Here is a 22,693-nt window from a genome sequence, read left to right on the forward strand (position 1 = left end):
AAGAAATCATTTGTTTTCTCTTACAGTGATATAGAAATTTCTGTCAACATGAAAGCCTTCTGAACTGGTAGTCGAAACTTTAAAAGTTTGCCATTCTGTTGACGGAAAAATGAATTGATCGTTTTTTCCATCAAAGGTTATTCTTAACGGCATCGAGAAATCTTTTATGCAGTTTTCCCAACGATACAAGAACATACTGTCCTTGAAAGAGTAATTAAGTGTGGGTATTTGAATTGTTTTTAAGTATTGGTCAAAGATTTTTGTAAAATCCTTTTTCGTATAACGATTGAAAAAATTCAGTATTTCATTTGTATTAACTGTCTGATGATAGAACTCTTTATTTAACCCTGTCAAAATTCCTCTAAAGAGGGAATCTCCAATACATTGCCTTATCATATGAAGCATCGCACCTGCTTTATAATATTTATCCGAAGTATTTGTACCTAAAATTGGTTCATCGTTCTTTATTCTTTTCCAGGTTCCGATTGAGTAGTCGTTACCTGCTTCAGTACCGAATTGATATGATGTGTACAGTGTTTCCAGGTATTTTGTGAAACCTTCATGTATCCAGCCATCTCCATAGTTGCTGGCAGTAATGCTGTTTCCAAACCATTCGTGACCACTTTCATGCACAAGGATGAAGTCGAATTTAAGCCCCCAGCCACTTCCTGAAATAAGGTCTTTTCCTTTTAAGCCGTTTTGAAATCCATTGCCATACGCCAATGCACTTTGATGTTCCATACCGTCCATAGGAGCTTCCACCACTTTATAACTGTCTTCATAAAAGGGGTAAGGTCCGGCCCAATATTCGAAGGCTCTCAGCAACGAATCAGTTTGTTTAAAATGGATTTTTGCTTTAGTAAGGTTATAATCTAATACCCAATAATCACAATCAAGTTTTCCTTTTAATCCGGCATAGTTCTCATGCCAGCTGATATATTTTCCAATATAGGGGATAATGCTATAGTTGTTGATCGGGTTTACCACCTCCCAGGTATAAGTAGTCGTCCCCTGTTTGGTGGTTGATTTTTTTTTAAGTCTGCCGTTGGCAACCGCTGTTAAGGTATCAGGCACTGTGATGCTGAAAGAAACACCATTATCAGGTTCATCATACAAAACATCCTTACAAGGCAACCAGATGCTTGCCCCGGAACCTTCACAGGCAACACTGATAAATGGCCGTCCGTTTAAATCTTTAGCCCATATCCAGCCATTGTCATAGGGTGGCTTTACTGATTCTTTCGGCTCTCCTTCAAAATGAATTGATATTGTTTGTTTCTCACCTGCTTTGATAACTGTTGGAAATGTTACGAGGTAGCTGTCTTCTTTACTGCGTTTAAAAACAAGATTTTTATCTTTCCACTTCACGCTGGTAATTCGCATGGGTTCCTGCAAATCAATTTGCAGTATTGTACCGGACTGTAAAGCGGAGAATGTTATACTGTTTGTTCCGGTTATATATTTTCTTCCATAATCAGGTGTAATAATAATGTTGTAATATAATAAGTTCCACCACTTTTGTTCCTGCCGAACACTGCCGGGAGCTGTTTCTTTATTGTCTTTCTTTTTTGTTGAAAGAATTTGTCCATGTACAAAAAATTGATAAAAATAGTCCGGACAACACAAGTTTCAATTGTTTAATACTCATCATAATTTAAAGGAGAAGCTGAGAGTTTATTTGTTTAACGATTACGGGACTGTATCAAATGACACACAACACTTAAATATACGCTGTCTTATCGAACTTTTTTTCTTATCGGTTGGTGTCTCTTCACTGGCGCAAGAAGGAGGCGTTGGTACTGCAGCCCTGCTTCTTGTGCCTTGCAGGGTACTTATTTTACGGTAATCATTTTACCCTTACTATACTCGTGTAGGCTCCCCTTATTTTACTGCCAGTTTTAGTTAGAGTTTTCTAAGTTAATCATCTTTTTGTTTTCAATTATTTTATCCACTAAACGGCTCTCTTCAATTTGGATCTGATTTTCGTTCGCCGTTTGTGGATAAAGCTGCGGCATAGTTGCTGAGCTTTTGTTCCATTGTTCTGCATACTTTACAGGTGACAGGTAGCCCAATGATTTATGTGGCCGCTCTGTGTTGTAATCATTTCTCCACTGTTCACTCATTGCTCGTACTTCTGAGAGATTGTAAAAAGATATGCGTTCAGTAATTCTCTTCTCATACTTCCCTTTTTTCTTTCGATGTACGCATTCTGCATTGGCCTGCCTGGTTGTATATACTGCAAACTGATTTGCTGATCCTCACACCAGTGTTGCAGCTTATGACTGATAAATTCATGACCATTATCTGTTCTGATATTTACTGGTTTACCTCTTTGTTCAATCAATCGGTTCAGCACTCTGATGACTCTGAAGATGGCAGTGAAGTATCTACTTCAATAGCTAATGATTCCCTGTTAAAGTCATCTATGATATTGAGCAAACGGAACTTGCGGCCATCTACCAGACTGTCGCTCATAAAATCAATACTCCACATTTGGTTAGGTGTTGTCGGGATCATTAATGGTTGTTTTATTCGTTCAGGCAGTCGCTTTTTTGCTCTGCGACGGATATTCAGTTTCATAGCAGTATAAACCCTGTAGATCCGTTTATGATTCCAATGATGGCCTTTGTGCCACAGACGATAACAGCATTGCCAAAAGCCGATGGCTGCATGTTTGGCAGTTAATGCAGTTAAAGCCAACTGCAGCTCTGTATCATCTTTGATTTTAATCTTATACTGACAGGTTGTTCGGGCTATACCTATCAGTTTACACGCCTTTCGGTTACTTAGCTGTTCCTGATTAACAAAGTGGTCAACTGCTTCCCCCGTTTCTCCTGTGGCGTTACAACTTTTTTTCAATGAAGCTTTTCATGGCTCGGTTCTCAAGGCTCATCTCTGCAAACATTTTCTTCAACTCCGCATTCTCTTTTTCTAACTCACGCATCCTGGATACATCGCTTGTTTCCATACCCCCATACTTTGCCTTCCAGTTATAAAAAGTTGCATCACTGATACCCAGTTCACGGGTAATGTCTTTCACAGCTATGCCGCTTTCCTGTTTCTTAATCGCAGCCACTATCTGGCTTTCGGTAAATCGCTTTTTCATGTATTTAAAATTTAAAGTTAACAAGTTCATTGTTTGTTAACTCTAACTACATGGCCGTACTTTGGGGGAGCTTACATTGTGATTGAATTACTACTTACACTTAAATATACGCAACTCCTTTCAAGTTCAAATTTTTCAACCAATTGATTTAAATCAGGAGTTTTATGTGTTTTTTGTATCACCGAGTTGCGGCAATGCACTAACTAAAACTGTGTATTTATCTCTCAACCTGAAACAAATTAAAATGCTTTAACTCCATTTCTTTCACTTCAACGTTCTCAACCTTACTCCTCGGTGAACCCTGCCAGCACCAGTTAATAAATTCTTGTAACTGCTCATTGGTTCCTGTTGCAAGAATATAAACGGATTGATCGGGCAGGTTTTTTACAAAGCCGGTTACACCAACAGCATCTGCTGCTTCGCAGGCATATTTGCGGAAGAACACGCCCTGTACCTTACCGGTAATAAGTATTTCTTTGGTGAACAGCATTAAACAATATCAGCCACTGTTTTCTTTTCCAGGAGTTTCAGATTGGCATCTCTCACTTTCGCCATCATATCATGCAGACCGCAATGTTTTTCATCGCAGTTTTTACAGCGCTCATAAAAATGCAGACTGACACAGGAGAGGGGAGCAATCGGTCCGTCTAACAAACGGATCACTCTTGCAAGTGGAATCTGGGAGGGTTTCAGTTTAAAAAAATAGCCGCCGCCTTTTCCTTTTTTACTTTCAAGAATACCATCCTTCCGTAAAATGAGTAAAATGTTTTCGAGGAACTTTAATGGGATCTTTTTCTTTTTTGAAATCTCTGCAATCAGCAGGGGTTCGTTACCCGGTAACTGTGCCATGTAAGAAAGTGCCTGGAAAGCGTACTGTGTTTTTTTTGAAAGCATTGTGTGGTTGTTAAACTGAAAATACCTGCTATACGGTATATGTAAACATAGCAAAGATGATACTTTTATGCAAAAATATTTTATGCCGAAATCTTATGCTGTTTTGCTCATTTGCTTTTTTACCATTTGTACACTGGGCGCTTCTGCTCAAAAAACAAAACCATTTCTTGGTGGCAACCTCATTCTGGGTTTCCCCAGTGGTGATTTTAAAACTGCTTACAAAAGTGCTTTGGGTATTGAAGCTTCCGCAGGTTTTGGAAGTAAACGAATCTTTGTTCTTGGTACGCTTGGCTATGTTTCCTACAAAGCCGAATCAGGAAATCCTTATGGAAAAATCACTGTGATTCCGTTAAAAGCTGGGTTACGGGTATATCCAACCAAGCGTTTGTTTCTTACAGGAAATGCCGGTTATGGGTTTCTGAAAGATGAAACAATGTCTAAGAGAGAAGCAAGATTTGTGTATGATGCAGGTGTGGGTTTACACTTTCTTCTTTCACAAATCAGTGTGCATTACGATGCATGGCAGCGAAAAAATAATGCAGGTGTTTCCAGTTCCATTCAGCTGAAACTTGGACTGGCTTTATAATAAAGTGATTCAGCAGCTGAAAGTCATCAGATCATTTTGCGTTCATACGCATATTTAATAAGCCCTATAACAGAGTTGGTTTTTGTTTTGCGGAAGATATTTTTCCGGTGTGTTTCAACCGTACGTTCGCTCAGGAAAAGTTCTTCCGCAATCTGTTTATTGCTGTATTCCTTTTCAATAAGGCGCACAATTTCTATTTCACGGTTGGTGAGTTTGGTTTCCTCATCTGTTTCCTTTTTCCGTTCACTTGCTTTCAGCATTTCCTGCAACACTTCATCACTGAAGTAAATGCCACCGGCTGCAATTTTATCAAGGGCTTTCAGGAATTCCGTTTGACCAATATTTTTCAGTAAGTAACCGCTGATATCACTTTCTTCAATCATCTGGTTGACCAAACTGCCTTCACCATTCATAGAAAGAGTAATGATCTTAATGGAAGGGAATTCTTTTTTCACCAACCGGGCCAGTTCAACACCGGTCATTACCGGCATCATTACATCGGTAAGTAAGATGTCAACCGGTTGTTTTTTTAATTGAGCTAAAATCGTTTCCGGATGTGTTGATTCAAGCACAATTTCATACCTGTTATGGCCTTTCAGCAGGGAATGAAGACCATCAATCACTATCTGGTGATCGTCAACAATCGCAAGTTTAATTTTGTTTACTATCATGGGCTTTCAGGTAATCTACCGAAATTATAGAAAATTAGCTCTCCACCGCTTCTTTATTTATTAACGGAATATGAATGGCCACCAGGGTTCCCCTGCCGGGCGATGAATCAAAGTCGATGGTTCCTTTGAGGTATTCAACCCTTGCCTTCATATTTTTTAAACCGAGTCCTGCTTTTTCAGAAAGGTTTTTACTGTCGAACCCTTTTCCATTGTCTTCAATGGTGGCGCTGATTCCATCGGCATCTTTAATCAATGAAAGATCAAGCTCCGATGCACCGGAATGTTTAATGACATTGTTCACACTTTCCTGCAACACACGGTAGAGCACAATTTCAGTGGTTGCTTCAATATGCTCATTCAGTCCTTCTGTATGCAGGTTTACTTTCAACACTTTCTGATCAATCTTATCAAGGAATTCAGCAACTGCTTTTCCAAGTCCTGATTTGAGTAATACATTCGGCATCATTTGATGCGATACACTTCTTACTTCTTTGCAGCCTTCATCTACCAGACTGATGATGCGTTCAAACGAAAGTTTCTGTTCCTCATCTTTAAACTGCAGATCATTTTCAAAAGAAGACAGGTTCATTTTTGCGGCACTCATAATTTGCCCAACACCATCGTGCAGATCTTTAGCGATCCTTTGCCGTTCATTTTCTTCGGCCTGCAAAATTGCTGCGGCAGCTATTTGCTGCTGGCTGAGTACGGCAGCCTGCAGTTTTGTTTCCTGTTTTAGTTTTGTACGGTTATAAAAAAGCCATGCCAGTAAAGCGCCCAATAAAACAAGAGCTGAAATGGTAATGATAAAATAGTTTTTCTTCTTCAGGTTAAATTGCTGCTCCTGGATAATGCGTTCTTTTTTTTCTGTTTCATATTTTGTTTTCATTTCAACTACAGCTTCTGCTGAGGCATTTTCATACATACTGTCCTTCAGTACATTTACCTGTTTATACAATTCTGCTGCCGCAGCATAGTTGCCGCTTTTTTCATAGTTGAGTGCAATTGCCTTGTAAATCATCGGGAGCTTTGACTGCAGGTTTTCTTTTTTTGCAATTGTCAGTGCTTCGTTTCCGGTTTGCAAACCTTCAGCTGTTTTATTCATCATAGCATAGAGTTCCGATAAAACAGCAAGATCAGATACAATAAAAAACGGGTCGCCGATTTTTGCACGGATAGGTTTTGCTTTCAGAAAACAGGCAAGTGCCTGCTCATATTTCTTTTCATTTGTATAAGCGGTACCCATGATGTACCATCCGTTTGCCTCTGTTTGGTAATTGTTCTGTTCATGCGCCATCTTAATACCCTCGCCTGCATATTTATAAACGGAGTCGTATTTATTTAAGGCGCCATAGCAGGAAGCAATATTGGCATAGGACACAGCCATTTTAAAGGGAATTTTATTCTTCTCAATAATTTGCAGGGCAGAGGTAAAATGTGTGATTGCTTCGGTGTATTGATTTAATTCCATATAAGCCCACCCGATGTTGTGCTGGGCTTTTGCCATCATCAATTTATCTCCTGCCTGTTCAGAGGTTTTCAATGCATTGAAAAATTTTTCCATGGCATCTTTCTGCCTGTTCAGCCGCATTAAGCTGAGACCTGCTGCTGAAAAGTATTGGGCCAGTAATGAATCATTGCCTTTTGATTTCAACAGGCTGCGGATATTTTTTTCACTTACCGAAAGCCCTGAATCAGCATTGCTTTTATTGAGATAATAATATACTTTATTGATTTCTGCTTTCTGGTGCAGGGGAATATTTTTTTGCTGCGCAGAAAGTTTCATCAGCTGTTCACTGATATTGTTTGATGAATCGGGGTTGATTTGTCTGAATTCAATGGACAATAAAAGCAGGAGATCAGTTCTTCGCTGTTCATTTGTTTCAGTAGTAATTAATTTCCTGAGGCTATCTGTTTTTGATATCTGCCCTTTTGCTGATACAGCAAGAAACAGAAGTACAGCAAGGGTTTGTATGAAAAACTTATTTGCTCTCATATCAGGGTATCATTTTAGATGGTATATGAATGGCCACCAATGTTCCGTTGCCGGGTGAAGAATCAAAATCAACCGTTCCTTTCAAAAATAAGATACGGCTGCGGATATTTTTCAAACCAATCCCTTCATCTTCTTTTGCAGGATCATATGCAAATCCTTTGCCGTTGTCTTCAATAGTAACACTGATGCCGTCTTTGTCTTTGATGATAGAAATGTCCAGCTCAGTTGCATCTGCATGCTTAATCATATTGTTTACACATTCCTGTATAACACGGTACAGAATTGTTTCAGTATTTGAATCAAGCCGCTGATCAAATCCTTCACTGTGAAAACTTACTTTCAGCTGATTGCTGCTGATCTTTGAAATTAATTCATCTACTGCATCAGGTAAGCCTTTGCTGAGTAAGGCAGCAGGCATCATGCTGTGGCTTACAGCCCTCACTTCTTTACAGCTTTCATCAACCAGTTGAATGATGTTATCTAAGGATTTATTCTGCGATTCATCTTTAATCTGTACCGTATTATAAAAGGAAGATAGATTCATTCTTGCTGCACTCATCATTTGTCCAACACCATCATGTAAATCTTTGGCAATACGGCTGCGTTCTTTTTCTTCTGCTTCCAGTACCGATCTTGTGGCAAGTTCCTGCTGGTTTAAAATTTCTGTCTGCATTTTTGCCTGCTGCTTCCATTTGTAACGGTTGTAGAGAAGATAAGCAACAAACAATGCAAATAGTGCTGCGCCTGAAATAATACCTATTAACGAATTCCTTTTTTTAATAGTGAGCTGCTGTTCCTGTATCTGCTGTTCTTTCTTATTGGTTTCATACAGTGTACTCAGTTCTTCTACCTGCCTGTTTTTCTGCGATGAAAAAATGGAATCCTTCAGCTGAGTGTACCAGGTATAATAGTCAAGTGCTTTTTTATAATCGCCGTTTACATTGGCCAGCTTACTCATTTCGGCATAGTTGTTCGAAAGCAGTTCCCTGTATCCCATTCGTTCAGCTACTTTATTACTTTCTTCAAAATAATAAAGAGCCCTTTCCGGTTTACCCCAGGCACTGTACAAAACACCAAGATCAGAAAAACTCAATGCGATAGAAAACGTATCCTTTAGTTTTTGACGGATTGCCAATGCCTGCAGGTTAAAATCTTCGGCCAGTTCATATTTGCTTTGCAGTACATACACACCTGCAATAAAATTGAAGCTCCAGCTTTTTCCCATTTCATCTTTTAAACGTTTGGCAATTTGCAGCGATGCATTGTAACGTTTCAAAGCTTCTGCATAGTTACCCTGGTATTCATATACCACACCACTTTCATTCAGGATCATTTGTATGCCGCTTGAATCTTTCTGTGTACGAAAGATGGCTAATGCTTTTTCATAATTATCTGCTGCACGTTTCAGGTCCCGATTTTTACGGAAGAGTTTGGCAATATCGTTGTAAACATAGGCAAGTGGTTGTTCTTTACCGGCCCGTTCATAAATACGTACAGCAGTATAGTAGAGGGAAGCTGCCTTTTCGTAATCGCCTTTAAAATAATACGACACGCCCATGTTACGGCTCAGTTCTGCATAAGCCATGGAGTCTTTGAGTTTGGAAGCAAGCTCTATTCCCTGTTCTGCAACTTTAATGGTTTCATTAAAACTTACAAAGCTGATCTTGCCGCTAAGCTGAATATAGGCAGATAGTTTTTCTTCATCTTTTGCAGAAGAAGAAATGACAGCACGGAGACGGTCAATGGTTTTATCCTGTGCTGTACTGCAAAGACAAATAAGCAGAAAGAATACATTAAAAAGAAGGCTTTTTGGTTTCAGCAGCATGGTGCTTACAAGTTAAGAACTTCTTTCATTCCAAAGAATCCTGATTTGCCGATTAAGAATTCACCGGCGAGCACTGCTCCTAAAGCAAAGCCGCTGCGGTTATGGGCAGTGTGAATGATTTCAATATCATCCACGGCAGATGAATATTTTACATGATGTGTTCCGGGTGCAGGATCAATGCGTTCGCTGATGATGGAAAGTTCAGCAGAATTAACTGCTGCATCATTTACCCATTTTGTTTTTCGTTCTACAGCATCCAGCACCTGTTCTGCCAACGTAATAGCTGTACCGCTGGGTGCATCTTTCTTGGCGGTGTGGTGAATTTCTTTCAGCGTTACATCATAACTGTCCTGTTGCGACATCAGCTGTGCAAGCCGTTTATTTACTTCAAAGAAAATATTTACACCCACACTGAAATTGCTGGCAACAATTAATCCTGTTTTATTTTGTGCGGCAACATGTTTGGCTTCATCCAGTTTTTCAAGCCAGCCGGTAGAGCCACAAACAACGGGTGTTTGATGCTGCAAACAAAACAGTACGTTGGCCAGTGCGGTATGCGGACTGGTAAATTCAATGGCTACGTCTGCTTTGGAAATGTTTTCAGCAGTAAGATCGTGCAAGTTGTATGCATCAATAATCAGCACCGCTTCATGACCACGCTGTTTTGCAATTTCATGAATGGCTTTTCCCATTTTTCCGTAACCGATGAGTGCTATGTTCATCTTCGAGTAATTATAATTGATGTTGAAAATGTTGAGCAGGTGTTTACCTGGATGCTGAACTCCTGTTCTTGCCAAAGTTAAAGACCAATCCAACATTGGCCTGTTTTGTAACGGGATTATATGCAGGATTAATGTGCATGGATAAATTCTCACTTACTTCAAATGCTTTTAAATGTCCGTCAACAGTAGCATCCACCACATTTAACCCCCACAAAACAATAAATGCAAGTACAGAATAATCAACATACTGCCGTATAGCAATCCTGTATTGCCGTACAGCTTCCGGGTCAACCTGGCTGAATTTCGGATCAATGAGATTGTTATTTGTATCATCACCATCCATGAGATTGCGGTAAGCATCTCTTGAGGAAATATATTCCTTGTTGTTGTAAATAAAAAAACCGGCGGCTGTTCCTAAGGCTGCATACACAATCGGGATCTTCCAGTACTTTTTATTGTAAGCCTGTCCCCAGCCGGGAATAATGGCAGAACGGATGGTTGCTTTTCGTGGTGAATGAGCTTTTGCAGAATCTTTTTTTGTTTGAATAATGGTATCAGCTTTCAGCACAGTGCCTCCACCCAACTGAATGCTGGTATCTTTTGTTTGCGCTGAAATGATCAACGAAAAAAAACAAAATGCTATGAAAAGGAATAATTGCCTCATGTGTTATTCAACATCGGTTCCCAGTTGTTTCAGGATCTGGTTAAACTGATCAAGCGAATAGTATTCTATGAAAATACTTCCGTTTCCTTTTTTGCTGTGACTGAGTTTTACTTTCGTACCAAACTGTGTTGCTAAATTATCTTCAATTCGCTGAAAGGCCTGTGGCAATCCGCTCTTTACCGATTTTTTAACAGGGGCTGATTTATATAACTGCCGTACCAGTGCTTCTGTTTGGCGGACGGATAAACCTTTCTGGCGGATATGATGATAAACGTAGAGTTGCTTATCAACTGTATCAACATTAATCAAAGCTCTTGCATGTCCCATACTCAATTCACCCGAACGGACAGCTAACTGAATATCGGGAGGAAGTTTCAGCAAACGGATATAGTTTGTAACAGTTGTTCTGTCTTTTCCCATCCGTTCTGCCACCTGTTCCTGTGTGTAGTTCAGTTCTTCCATCAGTCGTTTATAACTAAGGGCAATTTCAACTGCGTTAAGATTTTCTCTCTGCAAATTTTCCAGCAAAGCCAGTTCAAGTAATTCCTGGTCGTTTGCCTGGCGGATATAAGCAGGAATGTCTTTCAATCCCGCCAGCTTACTGGCACGCCATCTTCTTTCACCTGCTATTAAACGGTATTTATTAGCACTGATCTTTGAAACGGTAACCGGTTGAATAATATCATGCATCTTGATGCTGTCGGCCAGTTCTTTCAGCGACACTTCATCAAAATCTCTTCTTGGCTGTTTGGGGTTGATCTCAATTTCACCAACAGGAATCCGTAACATATTGGTTACAGCTTCCGTTACCGCCGGCTTTAATTGCCCGGCCGTAGTTTTCAGATCTTCATCAATACTTTGCAGCAGGGAACGGATTCCCTTTCCTAACGCATCTTTCTTTCCGGGGGTAGACATAATTTGATTGTTACAGTCTGCGAAGTACCTGAAAAGAAGGGAAAGAACAAAATGCGGGGAGAAAGAAGTTTATAAGGGGAAGGCAAGAGGCAAAAAGGCAGATGCAGAGGCAACGAGGCAATGAGTTAGGAAGGCAATAGTCTTTAAGTTGAAGAATTTATCCCTTCAACAAAATATAGCCAAGCCAGGAAGCCAGTAAACCTAAAGCAACTGTTGCTAAAAGATAAACTGCAAAAGTGCCGAAACGGTTTTGCTGCAGGAGGGTGAGCATTTCAACCGAAAAGGCGGAATAGGTTGTAAACCCGCCGCAGATTCCGGCTACGAGAAACAGGCGCCAGGTGTCAGAAAAATCTTCATTACGGATGGCATATCCAAACACCGCTCCAATAATGAAACTGCCGATCATATTTACTAAGAAGGTAGAGAGCGGAAAAGAGGAACTCTTAAACCAATGGAAAAACGCATAACGAAGCATACTGCCCATAGCACCACCAAGACCAACAAGAAGAAAGTTTTTCAGCATGATAGATGAAAATTGTACAGAAGTAAAAATGCTTAACTGTAACTGTTGAACGAATTTCTAATGCCCGGCCTCCTTCTCCTTCGGGGAAGGAACGAGGATGGGGCTTACAAATTACCCGTAAATGTATAATTAAAATCAACCTGCCATACACCGTTTCTTTTAATCACTTTCACCGGCATTTGTTTCTTTTTGTAAGAGTTGGAGTAATTCACAATCACCACAGTGTCGCTTACATTATCAACTGAATGAACAAGGATAGATGAGTTTTTATATCCTTCCCTGTCTTTTGCACTCATTTCGTTTTTATATTTTTTTTCAATTTCTCCCAGCTCATATAAGTTCAGACTGTCTTTGATCATGAGTTCCCTTGCCCAATCGTAATCACCATCCAATGAACTGCGGATAAATTCACGGGCAGTATCGAGCGCATCGGTAGGGCGTTCATGCTGATTGTTTTTGCAGGCAGCAATTGAAACAACAACCAGGAGGAGAAGTATAATTTTCTTCATATCAACCAAAAGTACAAAAGGGATTGATTGGAAAAATAGTTTTAACAGTAGCGTCTTCAACTTTGCCAAAGTTAGGAAGGATGCCTTTATACTTTTAAAAACCGGGTAAACTTTGGCAAAGTTATTTTTCCGTGTTTCTATAAAAAAAATCCCATCTCAATTGAAACGGGATTCGGTTGTATGCTGCGGTGTAAGTACTCATCTCCTGTAACCACCCTGTTCTTCCTCCTGCTGATGATCTTTATCATAAGCCCGGATGATGGCTTTCACCAGGCGGTGACGAACCACATCTTCCTCATCCAGTTCAATATGTGAGATACCGTCAATATTTTTCAGGATGTTGATGCCCTTGATTAAACCACTGCGTTGATTCTTGGGTAAATCAACCTGTGTAAGATCACCGGTGATGATGGCTTTTGCATTGGCGCCAATACGGGTAAGGAACATTTTCAACTGCAGATCAGTTGTATTCTGTGCCTCATCCAGGATGATGAATGCATTATCCAAAGTGCGGCCACGCATATAAGCCAATGGTGCAATTTCAATAACACGGGTGCTCATGTAGTAGCCAAGTTTGTCAGCAGGAATCATATCATCGAGTGCATCATACAAAGGACGCAGGTATGGATCAATTTTTTCTTTCAGATCACCGGGTAAGAAACCAAGACTTTCGCCGGCTTCAACAGCGGGGCGTGTAAGAATGATTTTCTTCACCAGTTTATTTTTCAATGCTCTTACTGCCAGGGCAACTGCAGTGTAGGTTTTACCTGTACCTGCGGGACCAACAGCGAACATAATATCATTTTTATCGATTGCTGCCACCATACGTTTCTGGTTGGCGGTTCTAGCCCTTACTGAGCGGCCGTTAGGGCCAAATACCAGTACATCGCTTGGATTGCGTTCAATAAAATTGTCAATGGTTTCCTGGTCATCACCACCAAGAATCTGTTCCAGATAATTTTCACTCAGGTTACCATTCCGTTCCAGGTAGGTAATGAGCAAATCAATTTTTTCTTTGGCTAATGCTACCTGTTCGGGACTGCCGCTGAGTTTGACCTGTGTACCCCGTGAAAGGATTTTTAAAAGTGGAAATTTTTTCTTGAGAATGTCGAGCTTGCCGTTGTTGATACCGAAGAACTCAATAGGGTTGACGGTTTCGAGGTTAATGATTGTTTCAGTCAATGCTTTTTCATTTTAAGGTTGGTGCGGAATTACTTTTGACTACGCAGCCTTAGCGTAGTAGTTGAGTTTCAGAACCTACCATGTTCACAAATAAGTGTCTGCATTTTACAGATACTTCTAACCAATCCATCTGTATTCAATATTAGTTATTGAAAGCTGAATAACATAAAGTTACTTATTAACAGTCTGTGGAAAGTGTTAAGATATTTGGAATAAGAATTCCTGTAGTTCTTTCATTGCGATTCTGTTGTTTCTATAAAGATGCTGGGGTGAAACATTCATTATTTGCATACAGTAACCGCTGCTTAAAATTCATTTTATAATCTGGCTTTCTTTTTTCTTACTTTCATCTTCTCATGCAAAGAAAAAAAGCAGATGTGGATGTTACAAGAGATGTGCTGCAGTTAATGCTGGCAGCCAGGCCCGATTCAGTCTTTATTAAAAGTCTTGCGTTTCAGTATGAAGAAAGAGGAGGGTTAAGTAAAAAGCAATTAGAAGGATTGTATCAGAAAGCAACAGCAGTTGGAAACATACCCGAAAATAAGCTTGCCACATTGGAAGCAATCATTTTAAAAAAACCTACAAGAGAACGTGCAGCTGCATCAGCACCTACACCTATGTTCGTAAAAGATGAAGTTGTGGGAGCAATCATTCATGCAATTCTTGAAAAATATCCACAGCACAAACGCATCTTATATTTCAAAGCAAAGTTTGATAACAACGAAATCATCAGCAGTGCTGATTTAACAGAGTTGAAAAAATTCGAGAAACTGCTTCTTCGTTAACAGGAATGCTGCTGCCTTTGTTTTGTGCGGTAATAGTATAGATAGTGAGCAGAGAGTTAACGGAATAAAGTGATGCTTATTCCCCTCCGCATGAGTGCATCTGGCATTCTTGCAATGTCTTAAACTTTGTTGAAGTAGCACATTGCTCAAATGAACCATCAGGTTTTTGAACCATGCAAAAATAAAATCTGCCGAATTTTACACAGGTACAGGGTACAATAGGGCTTACTCCTCTTTTTAGAGCTCTTGAAGGAGGTGAAGATTTTTTAGCTGCTTTTTTTTAAGGCTTTCTTTTTAGGCGCTGCCTTTTTTGCTTTAGCCATGACAGTAGAGGTTAGAATTTAGTGAAATAACTGAAGCGTAATGCGTCAGGGTCTTCAAATATGGTACCTATATTAAATATCAATGGTTTTTTGCCGCCAAATCTGTTATCACTTAACTGGTAAATTTGTGTAACAGTAAAAGCAGACAGTTCAGGAATCGGATCGATTTCACTTGTAATAAAACGGATATTTAATTTTGTTTTCGATAAGTCAAAAGGACTGTAGAGGCTTCTGTTAGGATAGTAAGTTGACTTCTTATCTAATACCCATTCATTTTTCCTGCCTTTCTTTTTCGAATAGAATTTAATTCGTTTGTAAAACACTAATTCTCCATAATCATATTTCCCAATTAAGGCAGGGCCCATTCCAATACATCGATTGGCACCATCTAATATAGCAGGGAGAAATATTGCTGCATTAATTGTATCTATTTTGGTCTTAATCACAAACAGTTTAAACTTCTTATCTAGTAAAGGAATTTCAAGTTTTTGTTTAGTTGAACTGTCATTCATAATTGTTTTTTCTGCAAGACCATCCCGATAGATATAGTTTTCTGATAAATTAGCAACATATATTTTGCCACTTTTTATTTTAGACGTATCGTAGTTTTTATCTGTCGCAAACATGTTTTTTACATGTGTGATGTTCATTTGTGCAGGCGAAAATGAAAGTTGTGTTGGTTTACAGCTAAACAACGCAATTGAAATGAATAGTATGGTTAATATCTTTCTCACCATTTAATGTTTTGCAGGTTATTGTATGAGCCACCGATAAAGAAGCGTGTATAATCTTTATTCGGATGAAAAGGATAATTACCCTTCAGATGAATCCAGTCTTGCACACCCCAAAAACGACCTTTCCGATCGATCATAGAACCGGCAAAGCCAATATCAAAACTTGTGTAAGGTCCTGTGCCGATCTTTAACTGATAGACTGATGTGTTGAAATTATTCGGCGTTTCTTTTTTCTTTTGTGCTGAATCGCCATACAATGGAACACTGATGCCGATGATATTGGCCAATTCATACAGCAATGGTTTGTAACCGGTATATTGATCGTATCCAAATTCAAAAGTGTTATAGCCTTTAGGATGATGAACGAACATGGTACCGCCACCTGTCCAGTAACGGTCGAACCCATCAGACAATCCTAATTTATTAAAAGGCACTGCATCATTATTATAGGTTACACCAACATCGCCAAAGGTTCCGCTGACGGCACCAAGAATCTGGTTCCTTCTGTGATTGTTGAGCAGAAAATTTGTAGTAAGAAAAATTGCATAGCGCTGATTGGTGATGAGGTTGTAGTAGTCGCCATTGTGTAGTGTGCGCAGCTGTTTCAGGTAGGGCATATTTTTTCCCCAGCCTGCACCAATGGAAAAACTATTGGTAAAGTCAATTTGAATATCTCCAACCAGGGGATTAAGATTGGCGCCAATTGTTTTTGTATAAATGCTGACAGATGGCCCGTAGTGAAGCATGTAATGCTTATTATAAGTGCCAATAATGCTTAGTGAAGAAAAACCCTGATGCCCGGAAATTTTGCTGCTTACTCCGATGGAGCCAGATATTGCAGCCAAAATTTGCATTGAGATCAGTTGTCCATTTTGATTGACTGTAAACAATTGTTTCAGTGCTGAAAATAAAAAGCAGCAGTACAAAAAGAAGCAGGCGCTTGCTGAGTTGAATGATAGGTTGCTGGTGCATCTGAAACAGGTTTCCGGTTAACGATACAGCACAAGAAATGGTTTTTTGGGGAGAAATGAAATAGCCTGCTGTTGTAAGTTTTGCACATTGACTGCTTATGCAAAAAAATACAGAGGGATACAGAAAATTTACGGTGAGGTAACGAGAAGGTTGAAGCAGCAGTGGAGTAAAAACTTATTTCTTTAGCACCATCACTGTACAAATGGTTCCAGGTAAGGGGTCCTTTACAGTGATTTCTTTTTGCAGAATACAAAACGGAACCAAACGTTCAATAAATGGTTTTGCCATTAACCGTTGGGGAGTTGAAAGCAGAATGATTGTGTCAGCATCTAAAAATCCATTAATCACTTTATAAATTGTTTCAAATACTTCCGGTTCATAGTTGATGTCGCTTACCAATATAACATCAGCAGTAAGATTTGGTGGCAATGCATCCCAGTCAAGCACACGGCTCTGCATGTTTTGAAAACCATTCTGCTCAATGGATTGTCGAATGCTTTCTACAGCTTCTTCTATATAGTCACTGCTAATCACTTCGTATGCAAACTGTGCTGCCAGTAAAGATGGCAAACCTAAACCTGCAGCCAGTTCCAGTATTTTTTTATGCTCAATCCAATGCGGCTGTTCTGCAATAAAACTGCAAAGTGCTCTTGCTGCGGGCCACACCTGCGCCCAGTAAGGTGATGGGAAAGATGGATTATTTTTTTGCTGTGCTGTATACCATTGCTGCAACAGTAATGCATCGGGCACATAAGCCTGCACGTGATAATCATCAAACTGAAATGTCTGTAATGTTGATTCCGGGTTCATCAATGATGCAAAGAAAAGATTATTCCCAGATCACTTTTCCTTTTTGTTCAAACCAAACCGGATAAAAGGACTGATGAATTTTTTCTACCTGGTTACGTTTTACTTTCAGGGTAGGAGTGAGCAGGCCGTTTTCGACTAGCCAGTTTTCACGCATGATCACTGCTTTTCCCAGACGTTCAAAATTTTCGAGTGTAGGGTTTACTGAATCCAGCGAAGCAGCCAAACTCTCTATCAACTCTTCTTTTGTTTTCTGCTTACCGATATCAGACAAAGTAATTAAAGCAATGGGATGTGGAATGCCCATACCCACAACACAGGTTTGTTCAATATCTGTATTGGCCAGCAGTTTCATTTCAATGGGAGCAGGAGAAATATATTTCCCTTTATCTGTTTTAAACTGATCTTTTATGCGGCCTGTAACATATAAAAATCCATCATGATCATATTCGCAGATATCGCCGGTTTTTAAATATCCATCTTCATCAAACATTTCAGCAGTGAGCTCAGGTTCTTTGTAATAGCCTTTCATATTGGCAATACTTTTTACTCTCAATTCACCTTCTTCCGAAATCTTTACACGCAGGCCGCTGAATGGTTTTCCAACCGAACCATGCCGGTATTCAAACGGACGTTCAAAGTGTGCATACACACAATCTTCCGTCATACCCAATGCCTGGATTATTTTCACGCCGAGTTTATCGAACCATTTCAGCATATCAACCGATATGGGTGCAGAAGCACTGTAAATATGTGTTGCTCTTGATAGGCCGAGTTTCTTTCGAATCCCTTTTCTTACAACACTATTTAGAATAGGAATGGATAAGAGCAGGCTTAATTTTTTCTGTGGAATTTTTTTCAGGATACCTTCCCTGAACTTTCCCCATAAACGTGGCACGGCAAAAAATAACTGCGGTTGAATTTCTTCCACATTTTTTGCAAAGGTTTCAATTGATTCGGCAAATCAAATGGTTGAACCGCTGTAAAGTCCATTCATTTCAACACCTACACGTTCTGCAATATGACTGAGCGGCAAATAAGAAAATAATACCGACCTGTTTGGTAACTGAAGATCTTTTATTGCTACGGTTAATACTGCATCAAAATTCCCTGCTGTATGAACTACACCTTTTGGTTTACCTGTTGTACCCGATGTATAAATGATGGTCATGATTTCATCAGCCGTCCAGTTATATACATCTGTCAAGGGAGCTGATTGCTGAACAAGTTCATTCCAGCTATGTTTTTCTTTGCGTTCGTAATCATCAAATCCAATACGGATCAGGTTAGAAGGTATACCATTTTCCTGCGATGCAAAATCATCGAGCTTGCCAATGAAAATTGCTTTGGCATCGCTGTGTTCAAGAATTGGTTGTATTGATGCTGCTGTTAATGTAGGATAGATGGGGATTGAAACACATCCTGCCATCATAATGGCGATATCAGCCATCATCCAGTGTGCACAGTTTTTTGAAAGAATAGCTACATGACTTTTTGCAGGAAGGTTTAATGCTTTTAATGCAGAGGCCATTCGCCTGCTTTCATCAGCAGCCTGTTTCCAGCTCCATTCTTTCCATTGCCCATTGAAAGGTTGACGGAGAAAAATATCATTGGGTATTTCCTGTTCATACTTCAGGAACTGGTGCAGAGGGGTTGATGGCATGGCAATCGTTTTTGGATAAACTAATCTACTGAATATATTTTTCAGAAACTAAACTTTGACAAAGTTTTGAAATGACCGGAGTAAATAAAATAATGCTTAATGCCGAGAACTAAAGACAATCGGCTTTTGACTGATTTTACCACCTCGCTACAATCTTAAAATTGATCAACCGTGGAGTTAAGCGGTTGGGAATAGAAAAAACAGTATTACTGAAGTCTTTAATAAGCATATAAGAAATTGTATTGGGGCGGTCAATAACATTGAAAATTTCCAGACTTGCCCAGATGCTGTTGAATTCCCTGAAAGGATTGTGGCTTCTTCTTTTGCTGCTTTCACCATCAAGCAATAATGCACTGAAACCAAAATCAACACGGATATACGGATCAATGGTTAATGCATTCCTGTACTTCACACTGTTTGGAATATTATAGGGCAGATTAGTGCCGTATAAAAAGTTCATGGAAAATTTAAAGTTCTTATTGGTTGCCAGGTAATCCTGGTAAAACATACCAAAGGTAAGGAAACGGTCTGTCGGTCTTCTGATCCATCCTCCCTGCATTAATGTGCTGTCAATTGGATTGTTTAATGAATCGAGTTTGTAATTGTACCACTGATCATTGTTTAAGTTTTCTCTTGAACGCATCAAACCAATACTCACCCAGCTTTCTGCATCCTTCACCAGTTCTCCAAATATTCTTGCTTCAATACCGGTAGTGTATGCTTTGGCACTGTTGCTGCCGAAATAGCGAATACGTACATTATCTATATCATAAGGCACCACATCGTACATGTGTTTGTAATAAGCTTCTACCTGCAATTTAAATGGCCGATTACCCCAGCCTTTAAAATTATAATCAATGCCTGCAACTGCCTGCCAGCTTTTTTGTGCCTTTACATCTTTATTCACTGTTCCATCGTAACGTCTTAGTTCACGGTAGAAAGGTGGCTGATGATAAGCTCCTGCTGATGTACGGATGATGATATCTTTCTTCCACTTTGGTTTAAAGGCAAACTGAATTCTTGGCTGTACAAGGAATTCATTATTCAATGTGTTGTAATTATAACGAACACCAACCTGCAATGTCATGTTCAGTGAATCATTCAAAACAATATTATCCTGCACATAACCCTGTGTGCGGAAGAAAGAAAAATCAGATGTTGATTTAATGACTTTGCTCAACTGCAGCAGGTTTGGATTGAAGGGTAGTGTATAACCTGCGCTGTCCTGCAACTCCCATTCATTTAATTTATCGCTGATGGTTTGACGTTCGAAGCTGTTTCCCCATTGAAAAAAATGTTTCCCTTTTTCAAGGCTTCCTTTGTGTGTTGCATTCTGTATTTGAATGTTGAGACGGTTCCTGGCAAAATTTTGAAACACACCTGAACCCAAAGGGCTAACGATTAAACCAAAACTTGCACGGCTTCTGTCGAAGTCACGTTCACCAAATAAATAAGCACCCTGTATATCGAACGATTCTTCTTCCTTATTGCTGAACTGGCTCAGCATCCATTTCAACTTTAAATTTTTCCGTGGCTGATGATTGGCTGCAATGCCAAACATGGTAGTGCTGTACTGATCTCTTTCACCACCGGCAAAATAAATATCCAAACCAAGATTGGCAGTGAAGAAAGGAGAGAAGACAGAAGCCGTTTGACTGCTGAATTCAGGATTCAGTTTGAATTGTGTTCTGGAAAGATTGGTCATTCCTTCAAACATCCATTTGTTATTTGGCTGCCAGGTAATATATCCCTGGAAATCGTTGCTGGATGGAACATAGTTTCCTTTTGTTTGCTGACTGCTCAGCAAACTCTGGTTGCTTTTATTTCTTGCTCCTGCAACAAAACTTACTTTGCCATCTTTTGTGCCACCTTCAAAATGCAAACCCTGTTCAAGCAATGAAATGTAAGCAGAACCTCCAAAGGCTTTAGGTCGTTTGTATTGAATGTCGAGCACGCTGCTCATCTTATCGCCAAACTTAGACTGAAAACCTCCATTGTAAAATGTAAGACTCCGCACCATTTCAGGATTGATGAAACTCAACCCTTCCTGTTGCCCCTGGCGAACGAGATAAGGACGGAATACTTCAAAATCGTTTACATAAATTAAGTTTTCATCATAACTGCCGCCACGTACAGAATACTGTGATGTAAGTTCATTGTTACTTCCTACAAAAATTTTGATCAGTGCTTCCACACCACCTGTGGCAGAAGGAAGGATCAGTGCATTTTTTGGATTGATACGGAAGGAAGAGGCTTCTGTTCTTATCCGGTCATCTTTTACCGTTACTTCCTGTAATTCTTTTACACCTTTTTCCAAACGGAGTACAATCTGTTCTTCTTCTCCTTCATTTAAAAAGAAATTTCGTTGTTCGGTGCGGTAAGAAGTATAGGAAAAGATGAGGGCAAATGCTTTATCAGCAGGAACTTTTATTTTGAAGAAACCGGAATCGTTGCTGATAACGCCTGTTGAACGGCCAAGAATAACAACCGAAACATTGCTGAGCGGATGTTCATTATCATCCAGCACTTTGCCGCTTACAGTTGCGGATTTCTTTTGCGAATAAGCAAAAGAAGAAACAAGCAGCATGAGTAAGAGGAAACAGTTTTGGGTTGCTTTCATGAAAGATAAAACTAAGCCTTTCTGCTATAACGGAAAGGAGAAGAACTTATTTTTTAAGGTACAGGTAATCATGTCTTATTGGTGTGGCTGCTCCATTGATTTTACAGGATTGAATAGAATTACCACACATGACCTTATATCTTGATTTACGGCCTTCCTGTTGAGGTTCGTTCATCTCTGTAATATAAAATACTGAGTTGGTTGACGGGATGCGGATGAGGTAATCATATTTGCTTAAGAGTCTTGCTGTGCTGGTGGAGGCTGTGATTATCAATGTATCATTACTTTGCCTGTAACGGGTAACATTACTGTCAATCACAAGGCTGTCAATCTGTGCTGCAAATTCTTTGCCTTTTTCATATGTTTTCAGAATAATGATATCTGCCTCCTGTTGCGTAAAGCCAACTAATTGTATTTGCAAACCATCTGAAGGCGCACAGGGATAGGTACAGGAAAAGAAAGCGAACAATAAAAGAATGCTGATGTATTTCATACAGGTAAGAGTTCCATTTGAATACCAATGCTGCTTACTGTATACTTTTCAGTTGACTGATTGTTTCTTTTGGATTAGCAGATCTGAATACAGTATTACCGGCAACAAGAACCGTAGCACCGGCATCAAGTATGGTCTTTGCATTGTCCAGCGTAACGCCACCATCAATTTCAATCTCAACCTTCAATCCTTTTTCATCAATCATTTGTCGCAGCTCTTTTATTTTATTGAGTGTGTTGGGAATAAAGGATTGTCCGCCAAAGCCGGGGTTTACACTCATGATGCAAACCAAATCAATATCAGCCAGGATATCTTTCAGTACAGAAACCTTTGTGTGCGGATTCAATGCAACACCAGCTTTCATTCCAAGGCTTTTGATTTGCTGAATATTGCGGTGCAGATGCGGACAGGCTTCATAGTGAACAGAAAGAATATCGGCTCCGGCTTTCTTAAACAGCTCCGTATATTTTCCCGGTTCTTCAATCATCAGGTGTACATCAAATGTTTTGGTTGAAGCTTTGCGTAAAAACTCAATGATCATTGGCCCGAAGGTGATATTGGGAACAAAATGGCCATCCATTACATCAAGGTGATACCAATCGGCCTCGCTGGCATTGAGCATTTCACAATCGGCCTGGAGGTTTATAAAGTTTGCTGATAATAATGAAGGAGCAATAATCGCCATTTGAATAGTTTGTAGTTTATT

At 39.6% G+C, this 22,693-nt stretch carries 22 protein-coding genes and 1 pseudogene; 2 read left to right on the forward strand and 21 right to left on the reverse strand.

Going from position 1 to position 22,693, the window contains the following annotated elements; all coding sequences use genetic code 11:
- Positions 1–6: 6 nt before the first annotated feature.
- The 4 genes and pseudogenes from IPK31_11885 to IPK31_11900 form a co-directional block, all read right to left on the reverse strand.
- Positions 7–1,626: a M1 family metallopeptidase gene (locus IPK31_11885; GenBank protein MBK8088586.1), complete on the reverse strand. Its 1,620-nt coding sequence runs from the start codon at positions 1,624–1,626 to the stop codon at positions 7–9.
- 419 nt (positions 1,627–2,045) lie between these two features.
- Positions 2,046–3,106 (reverse strand): annotated as a pseudogene (locus tag IPK31_11890) (IS3 family transposase).
- A gap of 217 nt (positions 3,107–3,323) precedes the next feature.
- The gene (locus IPK31_11895) at positions 3,324–3,596 is read right to left on the reverse strand and encodes an acylphosphatase (protein MBK8088587.1); all 273 of its coding nucleotides are present in this window, start codon (positions 3,594–3,596) and stop codon (positions 3,324–3,326) included.
- The gene (locus IPK31_11900) at positions 3,596–4,000 is read right to left on the reverse strand and encodes an Rrf2 family transcriptional regulator (GenBank protein ID MBK8088588.1); all 405 of its coding nucleotides are present in this window, start codon (positions 3,998–4,000) and stop codon (positions 3,596–3,598) included. The genes IPK31_11895 and IPK31_11900 overlap by 1 nt, the downstream gene beginning before the upstream one ends.
- Before the next feature lie 82 nt (positions 4,001–4,082).
- Here IPK31_11900 and IPK31_11905 point away from each other — a divergent pair, with 82 nt between their 5' ends.
- On the forward strand, positions 4,083–4,586 hold the full coding sequence (locus tag IPK31_11905) for an outer membrane beta-barrel protein (GenBank protein ID MBK8088589.1): 504 nt from the start codon (positions 4,083–4,085) through the stop codon (positions 4,584–4,586).
- 26 nt (positions 4,587–4,612) lie between these two features.
- Here IPK31_11905 and IPK31_11910 read toward each other — a convergent pair whose 3' ends face one another.
- The 9 genes from IPK31_11910 to IPK31_11950 form a co-directional block, all read right to left on the reverse strand.
- The gene (locus tag IPK31_11910; protein MBK8088590.1) at positions 4,613–5,257 is read right to left on the reverse strand and encodes a response regulator transcription factor; all 645 of its coding nucleotides are present in this window, start codon (positions 5,255–5,257) and stop codon (positions 4,613–4,615) included.
- Between the two features lie 34 nt (positions 5,258–5,291).
- Complete coding sequence (locus IPK31_11915) at positions 5,292–7,250, reverse strand: sensor histidine kinase (protein MBK8088591.1); 1,959 nt, start codon at positions 7,248–7,250, stop codon at positions 5,292–5,294.
- A gap of 1 nt (position 7,251) precedes the next feature.
- The gene (locus tag IPK31_11920; GenBank protein MBK8088592.1) at positions 7,252–9,075 is read right to left on the reverse strand and encodes a sensor histidine kinase; all 1,824 of its coding nucleotides are present in this window, start codon (positions 9,073–9,075) and stop codon (positions 7,252–7,254) included.
- Positions 9,076–9,080: 5 nt separating this feature from the next.
- Complete coding sequence (dapB, locus tag IPK31_11925; protein ID MBK8088593.1) at positions 9,081–9,797, reverse strand: 4-hydroxy-tetrahydrodipicolinate reductase; 717 nt, start codon at positions 9,795–9,797, stop codon at positions 9,081–9,083.
- A gap of 43 nt (positions 9,798–9,840) precedes the next feature.
- Positions 9,841–10,461, reverse strand: a complete 621-nt coding sequence (locus tag IPK31_11930) for a hypothetical protein (protein MBK8088594.1) — start codon at positions 10,459–10,461, stop codon at positions 9,841–9,843.
- A 3-nt stretch (positions 10,462–10,464) separates the two neighbouring features.
- Positions 10,465–11,376, reverse strand: a complete 912-nt coding sequence (locus IPK31_11935) for a ParB/RepB/Spo0J family partition protein (GenBank protein ID MBK8088595.1) — start codon at positions 11,374–11,376, stop codon at positions 10,465–10,467.
- Positions 11,377–11,533: 157 nt separating this feature from the next.
- The gene (crcB, locus tag IPK31_11940) at positions 11,534–11,899 is read right to left on the reverse strand and encodes a fluoride efflux transporter CrcB (GenBank protein ID MBK8088596.1); all 366 of its coding nucleotides are present in this window, start codon (positions 11,897–11,899) and stop codon (positions 11,534–11,536) included.
- 104 nt (positions 11,900–12,003) lie between these two features.
- Positions 12,004–12,408 (reverse strand): DUF4878 domain-containing protein, encoded by a 405-nt coding sequence (locus tag IPK31_11945; GenBank protein ID MBK8088597.1) that lies wholly within the window; start codon positions 12,406–12,408, stop codon positions 12,004–12,006.
- A 198-nt stretch (positions 12,409–12,606) separates the two neighbouring features.
- Complete coding sequence (locus tag IPK31_11950; GenBank protein MBK8088598.1) at positions 12,607–13,590, reverse strand: PhoH family protein; 984 nt, start codon at positions 13,588–13,590, stop codon at positions 12,607–12,609.
- 356 nt (positions 13,591–13,946) lie between these two features.
- On the opposite strand from IPK31_11950, the gene IPK31_11955 reads away from it, so the two are divergent.
- Positions 13,947–14,375 carry a hypothetical protein gene (locus IPK31_11955; GenBank protein MBK8088599.1) on the forward strand — a complete coding sequence of 143 codons (429 nt, stop codon included), beginning with the start codon at positions 13,947–13,949 and terminating at the stop codon, positions 14,373–14,375.
- Between the two features lie 334 nt (positions 14,376–14,709).
- On the opposite strand, the gene IPK31_11960 is transcribed toward IPK31_11955, so the two are convergent.
- The 8 genes from IPK31_11960 to IPK31_11995 form a co-directional block, all read right to left on the reverse strand.
- Complete coding sequence (locus IPK31_11960; protein ID MBK8088600.1) at positions 14,710–15,432, reverse strand: hypothetical protein; 723 nt, start codon at positions 15,430–15,432, stop codon at positions 14,710–14,712.
- On the reverse strand, positions 15,429–16,277 hold the full coding sequence (locus IPK31_11965; GenBank protein ID MBK8088601.1) for a hypothetical protein: 849 nt from the start codon (positions 16,275–16,277) through the stop codon (positions 15,429–15,431). The genes IPK31_11960 and IPK31_11965 overlap by 4 nt, the downstream gene beginning before the upstream one ends.
- A 301-nt stretch (positions 16,278–16,578) precedes the next feature.
- A complete protein-coding gene (locus tag IPK31_11970) occupies positions 16,579–17,214 on the reverse strand; it encodes a methyltransferase domain-containing protein (protein MBK8088602.1) in 636 nt (211 codons plus the stop codon).
- A 19-nt stretch (positions 17,215–17,233) separates the two neighbouring features.
- Positions 17,234–18,142, reverse strand: a complete 909-nt coding sequence (locus IPK31_11975; protein MBK8088603.1) for an AMP-binding protein — start codon at positions 18,140–18,142, stop codon at positions 17,234–17,236.
- Positions 18,143–18,175: 33 nt separating this feature from the next.
- Positions 18,176–18,874, reverse strand: coding sequence for an AMP-binding protein (locus tag IPK31_11980; GenBank protein ID MBK8088604.1), 699 nt, complete (start codon positions 18,872–18,874; stop codon positions 18,176–18,178).
- A gap of 136 nt (positions 18,875–19,010) precedes the next feature.
- Positions 19,011–21,494, reverse strand: a complete 2,484-nt coding sequence (locus IPK31_11985) for a TonB-dependent receptor (GenBank protein ID MBK8088605.1) — start codon at positions 21,492–21,494, stop codon at positions 19,011–19,013.
- Between the two features lie 46 nt (positions 21,495–21,540).
- Positions 21,541–21,987 carry a hypothetical protein gene (locus tag IPK31_11990; protein ID MBK8088606.1) on the reverse strand — a complete coding sequence of 149 codons (447 nt, stop codon included), beginning with the start codon at positions 21,985–21,987 and terminating at the stop codon, positions 21,541–21,543.
- 34 nt (positions 21,988–22,021) lie between these two features.
- The gene (locus tag IPK31_11995) at positions 22,022–22,672 is read right to left on the reverse strand and encodes a ribulose-phosphate 3-epimerase (GenBank protein ID MBK8088607.1); all 651 of its coding nucleotides are present in this window, start codon (positions 22,670–22,672) and stop codon (positions 22,022–22,024) included.
- Positions 22,673–22,693 lie beyond the last annotated feature (21 nt).

The sequence above is a fragment of the Chitinophagaceae bacterium genome, from assembly GCA_016713085.1.
Lineage (GTDB): Bacteria > Bacteroidota > Bacteroidia > Chitinophagales > Chitinophagaceae > Lacibacter.

Excerpts from the sequence above, each read along its gene's own strand:
- IPK31_11895 (MBK8088587.1), bottom strand. The coding sequence starts at position 3,596 with ATGCTGTTCACCAAAGAAATACTTATTACCGGTAAGGTACAGGGCGTG.
- IPK31_11900 (MBK8088588.1), bottom strand. The coding sequence starts at position 4,000 with ATGCTTTCAAAAAAAACACAGTACGCTTTCCAGGCACTTTCTTACATG.
- IPK31_11905 (MBK8088589.1), top strand. The coding sequence starts at position 4,083 with ATGCCGAAATCTTATGCTGTTTTGCTCATTTGCTTTTTTACCATTTGT.
- IPK31_11910 (MBK8088590.1), bottom strand. The coding sequence starts at position 5,257 with ATGATAGTAAACAAAATTAAACTTGCGATTGTTGACGATCACCAGATA.
- IPK31_11915 (MBK8088591.1), bottom strand. The coding sequence starts at position 7,250 with ATGAGAGCAAATAAGTTTTTCATACAAACCCTTGCTGTACTTCTGTTT.
- IPK31_11920 (MBK8088592.1), bottom strand. The coding sequence starts at position 9,075 with ATGCTGCTGAAACCAAAAAGCCTTCTTTTTAATGTATTCTTTCTGCTT.
- dapB (MBK8088593.1), bottom strand. The coding sequence starts at position 9,797 with ATGAACATAGCACTCATCGGTTACGGAAAAATGGGAAAAGCCATTCAT.
- IPK31_11930 (MBK8088594.1), bottom strand. The coding sequence starts at position 10,461 with ATGAGGCAATTATTCCTTTTCATAGCATTTTGTTTTTTTTCGTTGATC.
- IPK31_11935 (MBK8088595.1), bottom strand. The coding sequence starts at position 11,376 with ATGTCTACCCCCGGAAAGAAAGATGCGTTAGGAAAGGGAATCCGTTCC.
- crcB (MBK8088596.1), bottom strand. The coding sequence starts at position 11,899 with ATGCTGAAAAACTTTCTTCTTGTTGGTCTTGGTGGTGCTATGGGCAGT.
- IPK31_11945 (MBK8088597.1), bottom strand. The coding sequence starts at position 12,408 with ATGAAGAAAATTATACTTCTCCTCCTGGTTGTTGTTTCAATTGCTGCC.
- IPK31_11955 (MBK8088599.1), top strand. The coding sequence starts at position 13,947 with ATGCAAAGAAAAAAAGCAGATGTGGATGTTACAAGAGATGTGCTGCAG.
- IPK31_11970 (MBK8088602.1), bottom strand. The coding sequence starts at position 17,214 with ATGAACCCGGAATCAACATTACAGACATTTCAGTTTGATGATTATCAC.
- IPK31_11980 (MBK8088604.1), bottom strand. The coding sequence starts at position 18,874 with ATGCCATCAACCCCTCTGCACCAGTTCCTGAAGTATGAACAGGAAATA.
- IPK31_11985 (MBK8088605.1), bottom strand. The coding sequence starts at position 21,494 with ATGAAAGCAACCCAAAACTGTTTCCTCTTACTCATGCTGCTTGTTTCT.
- IPK31_11990 (MBK8088606.1), bottom strand. The coding sequence starts at position 21,987 with ATGAAATACATCAGCATTCTTTTATTGTTCGCTTTCTTTTCCTGTACC.
- IPK31_11995 (MBK8088607.1), bottom strand. The coding sequence starts at position 22,672 with ATGGCGATTATTGCTCCTTCATTATTATCAGCAAACTTTATAAACCTC.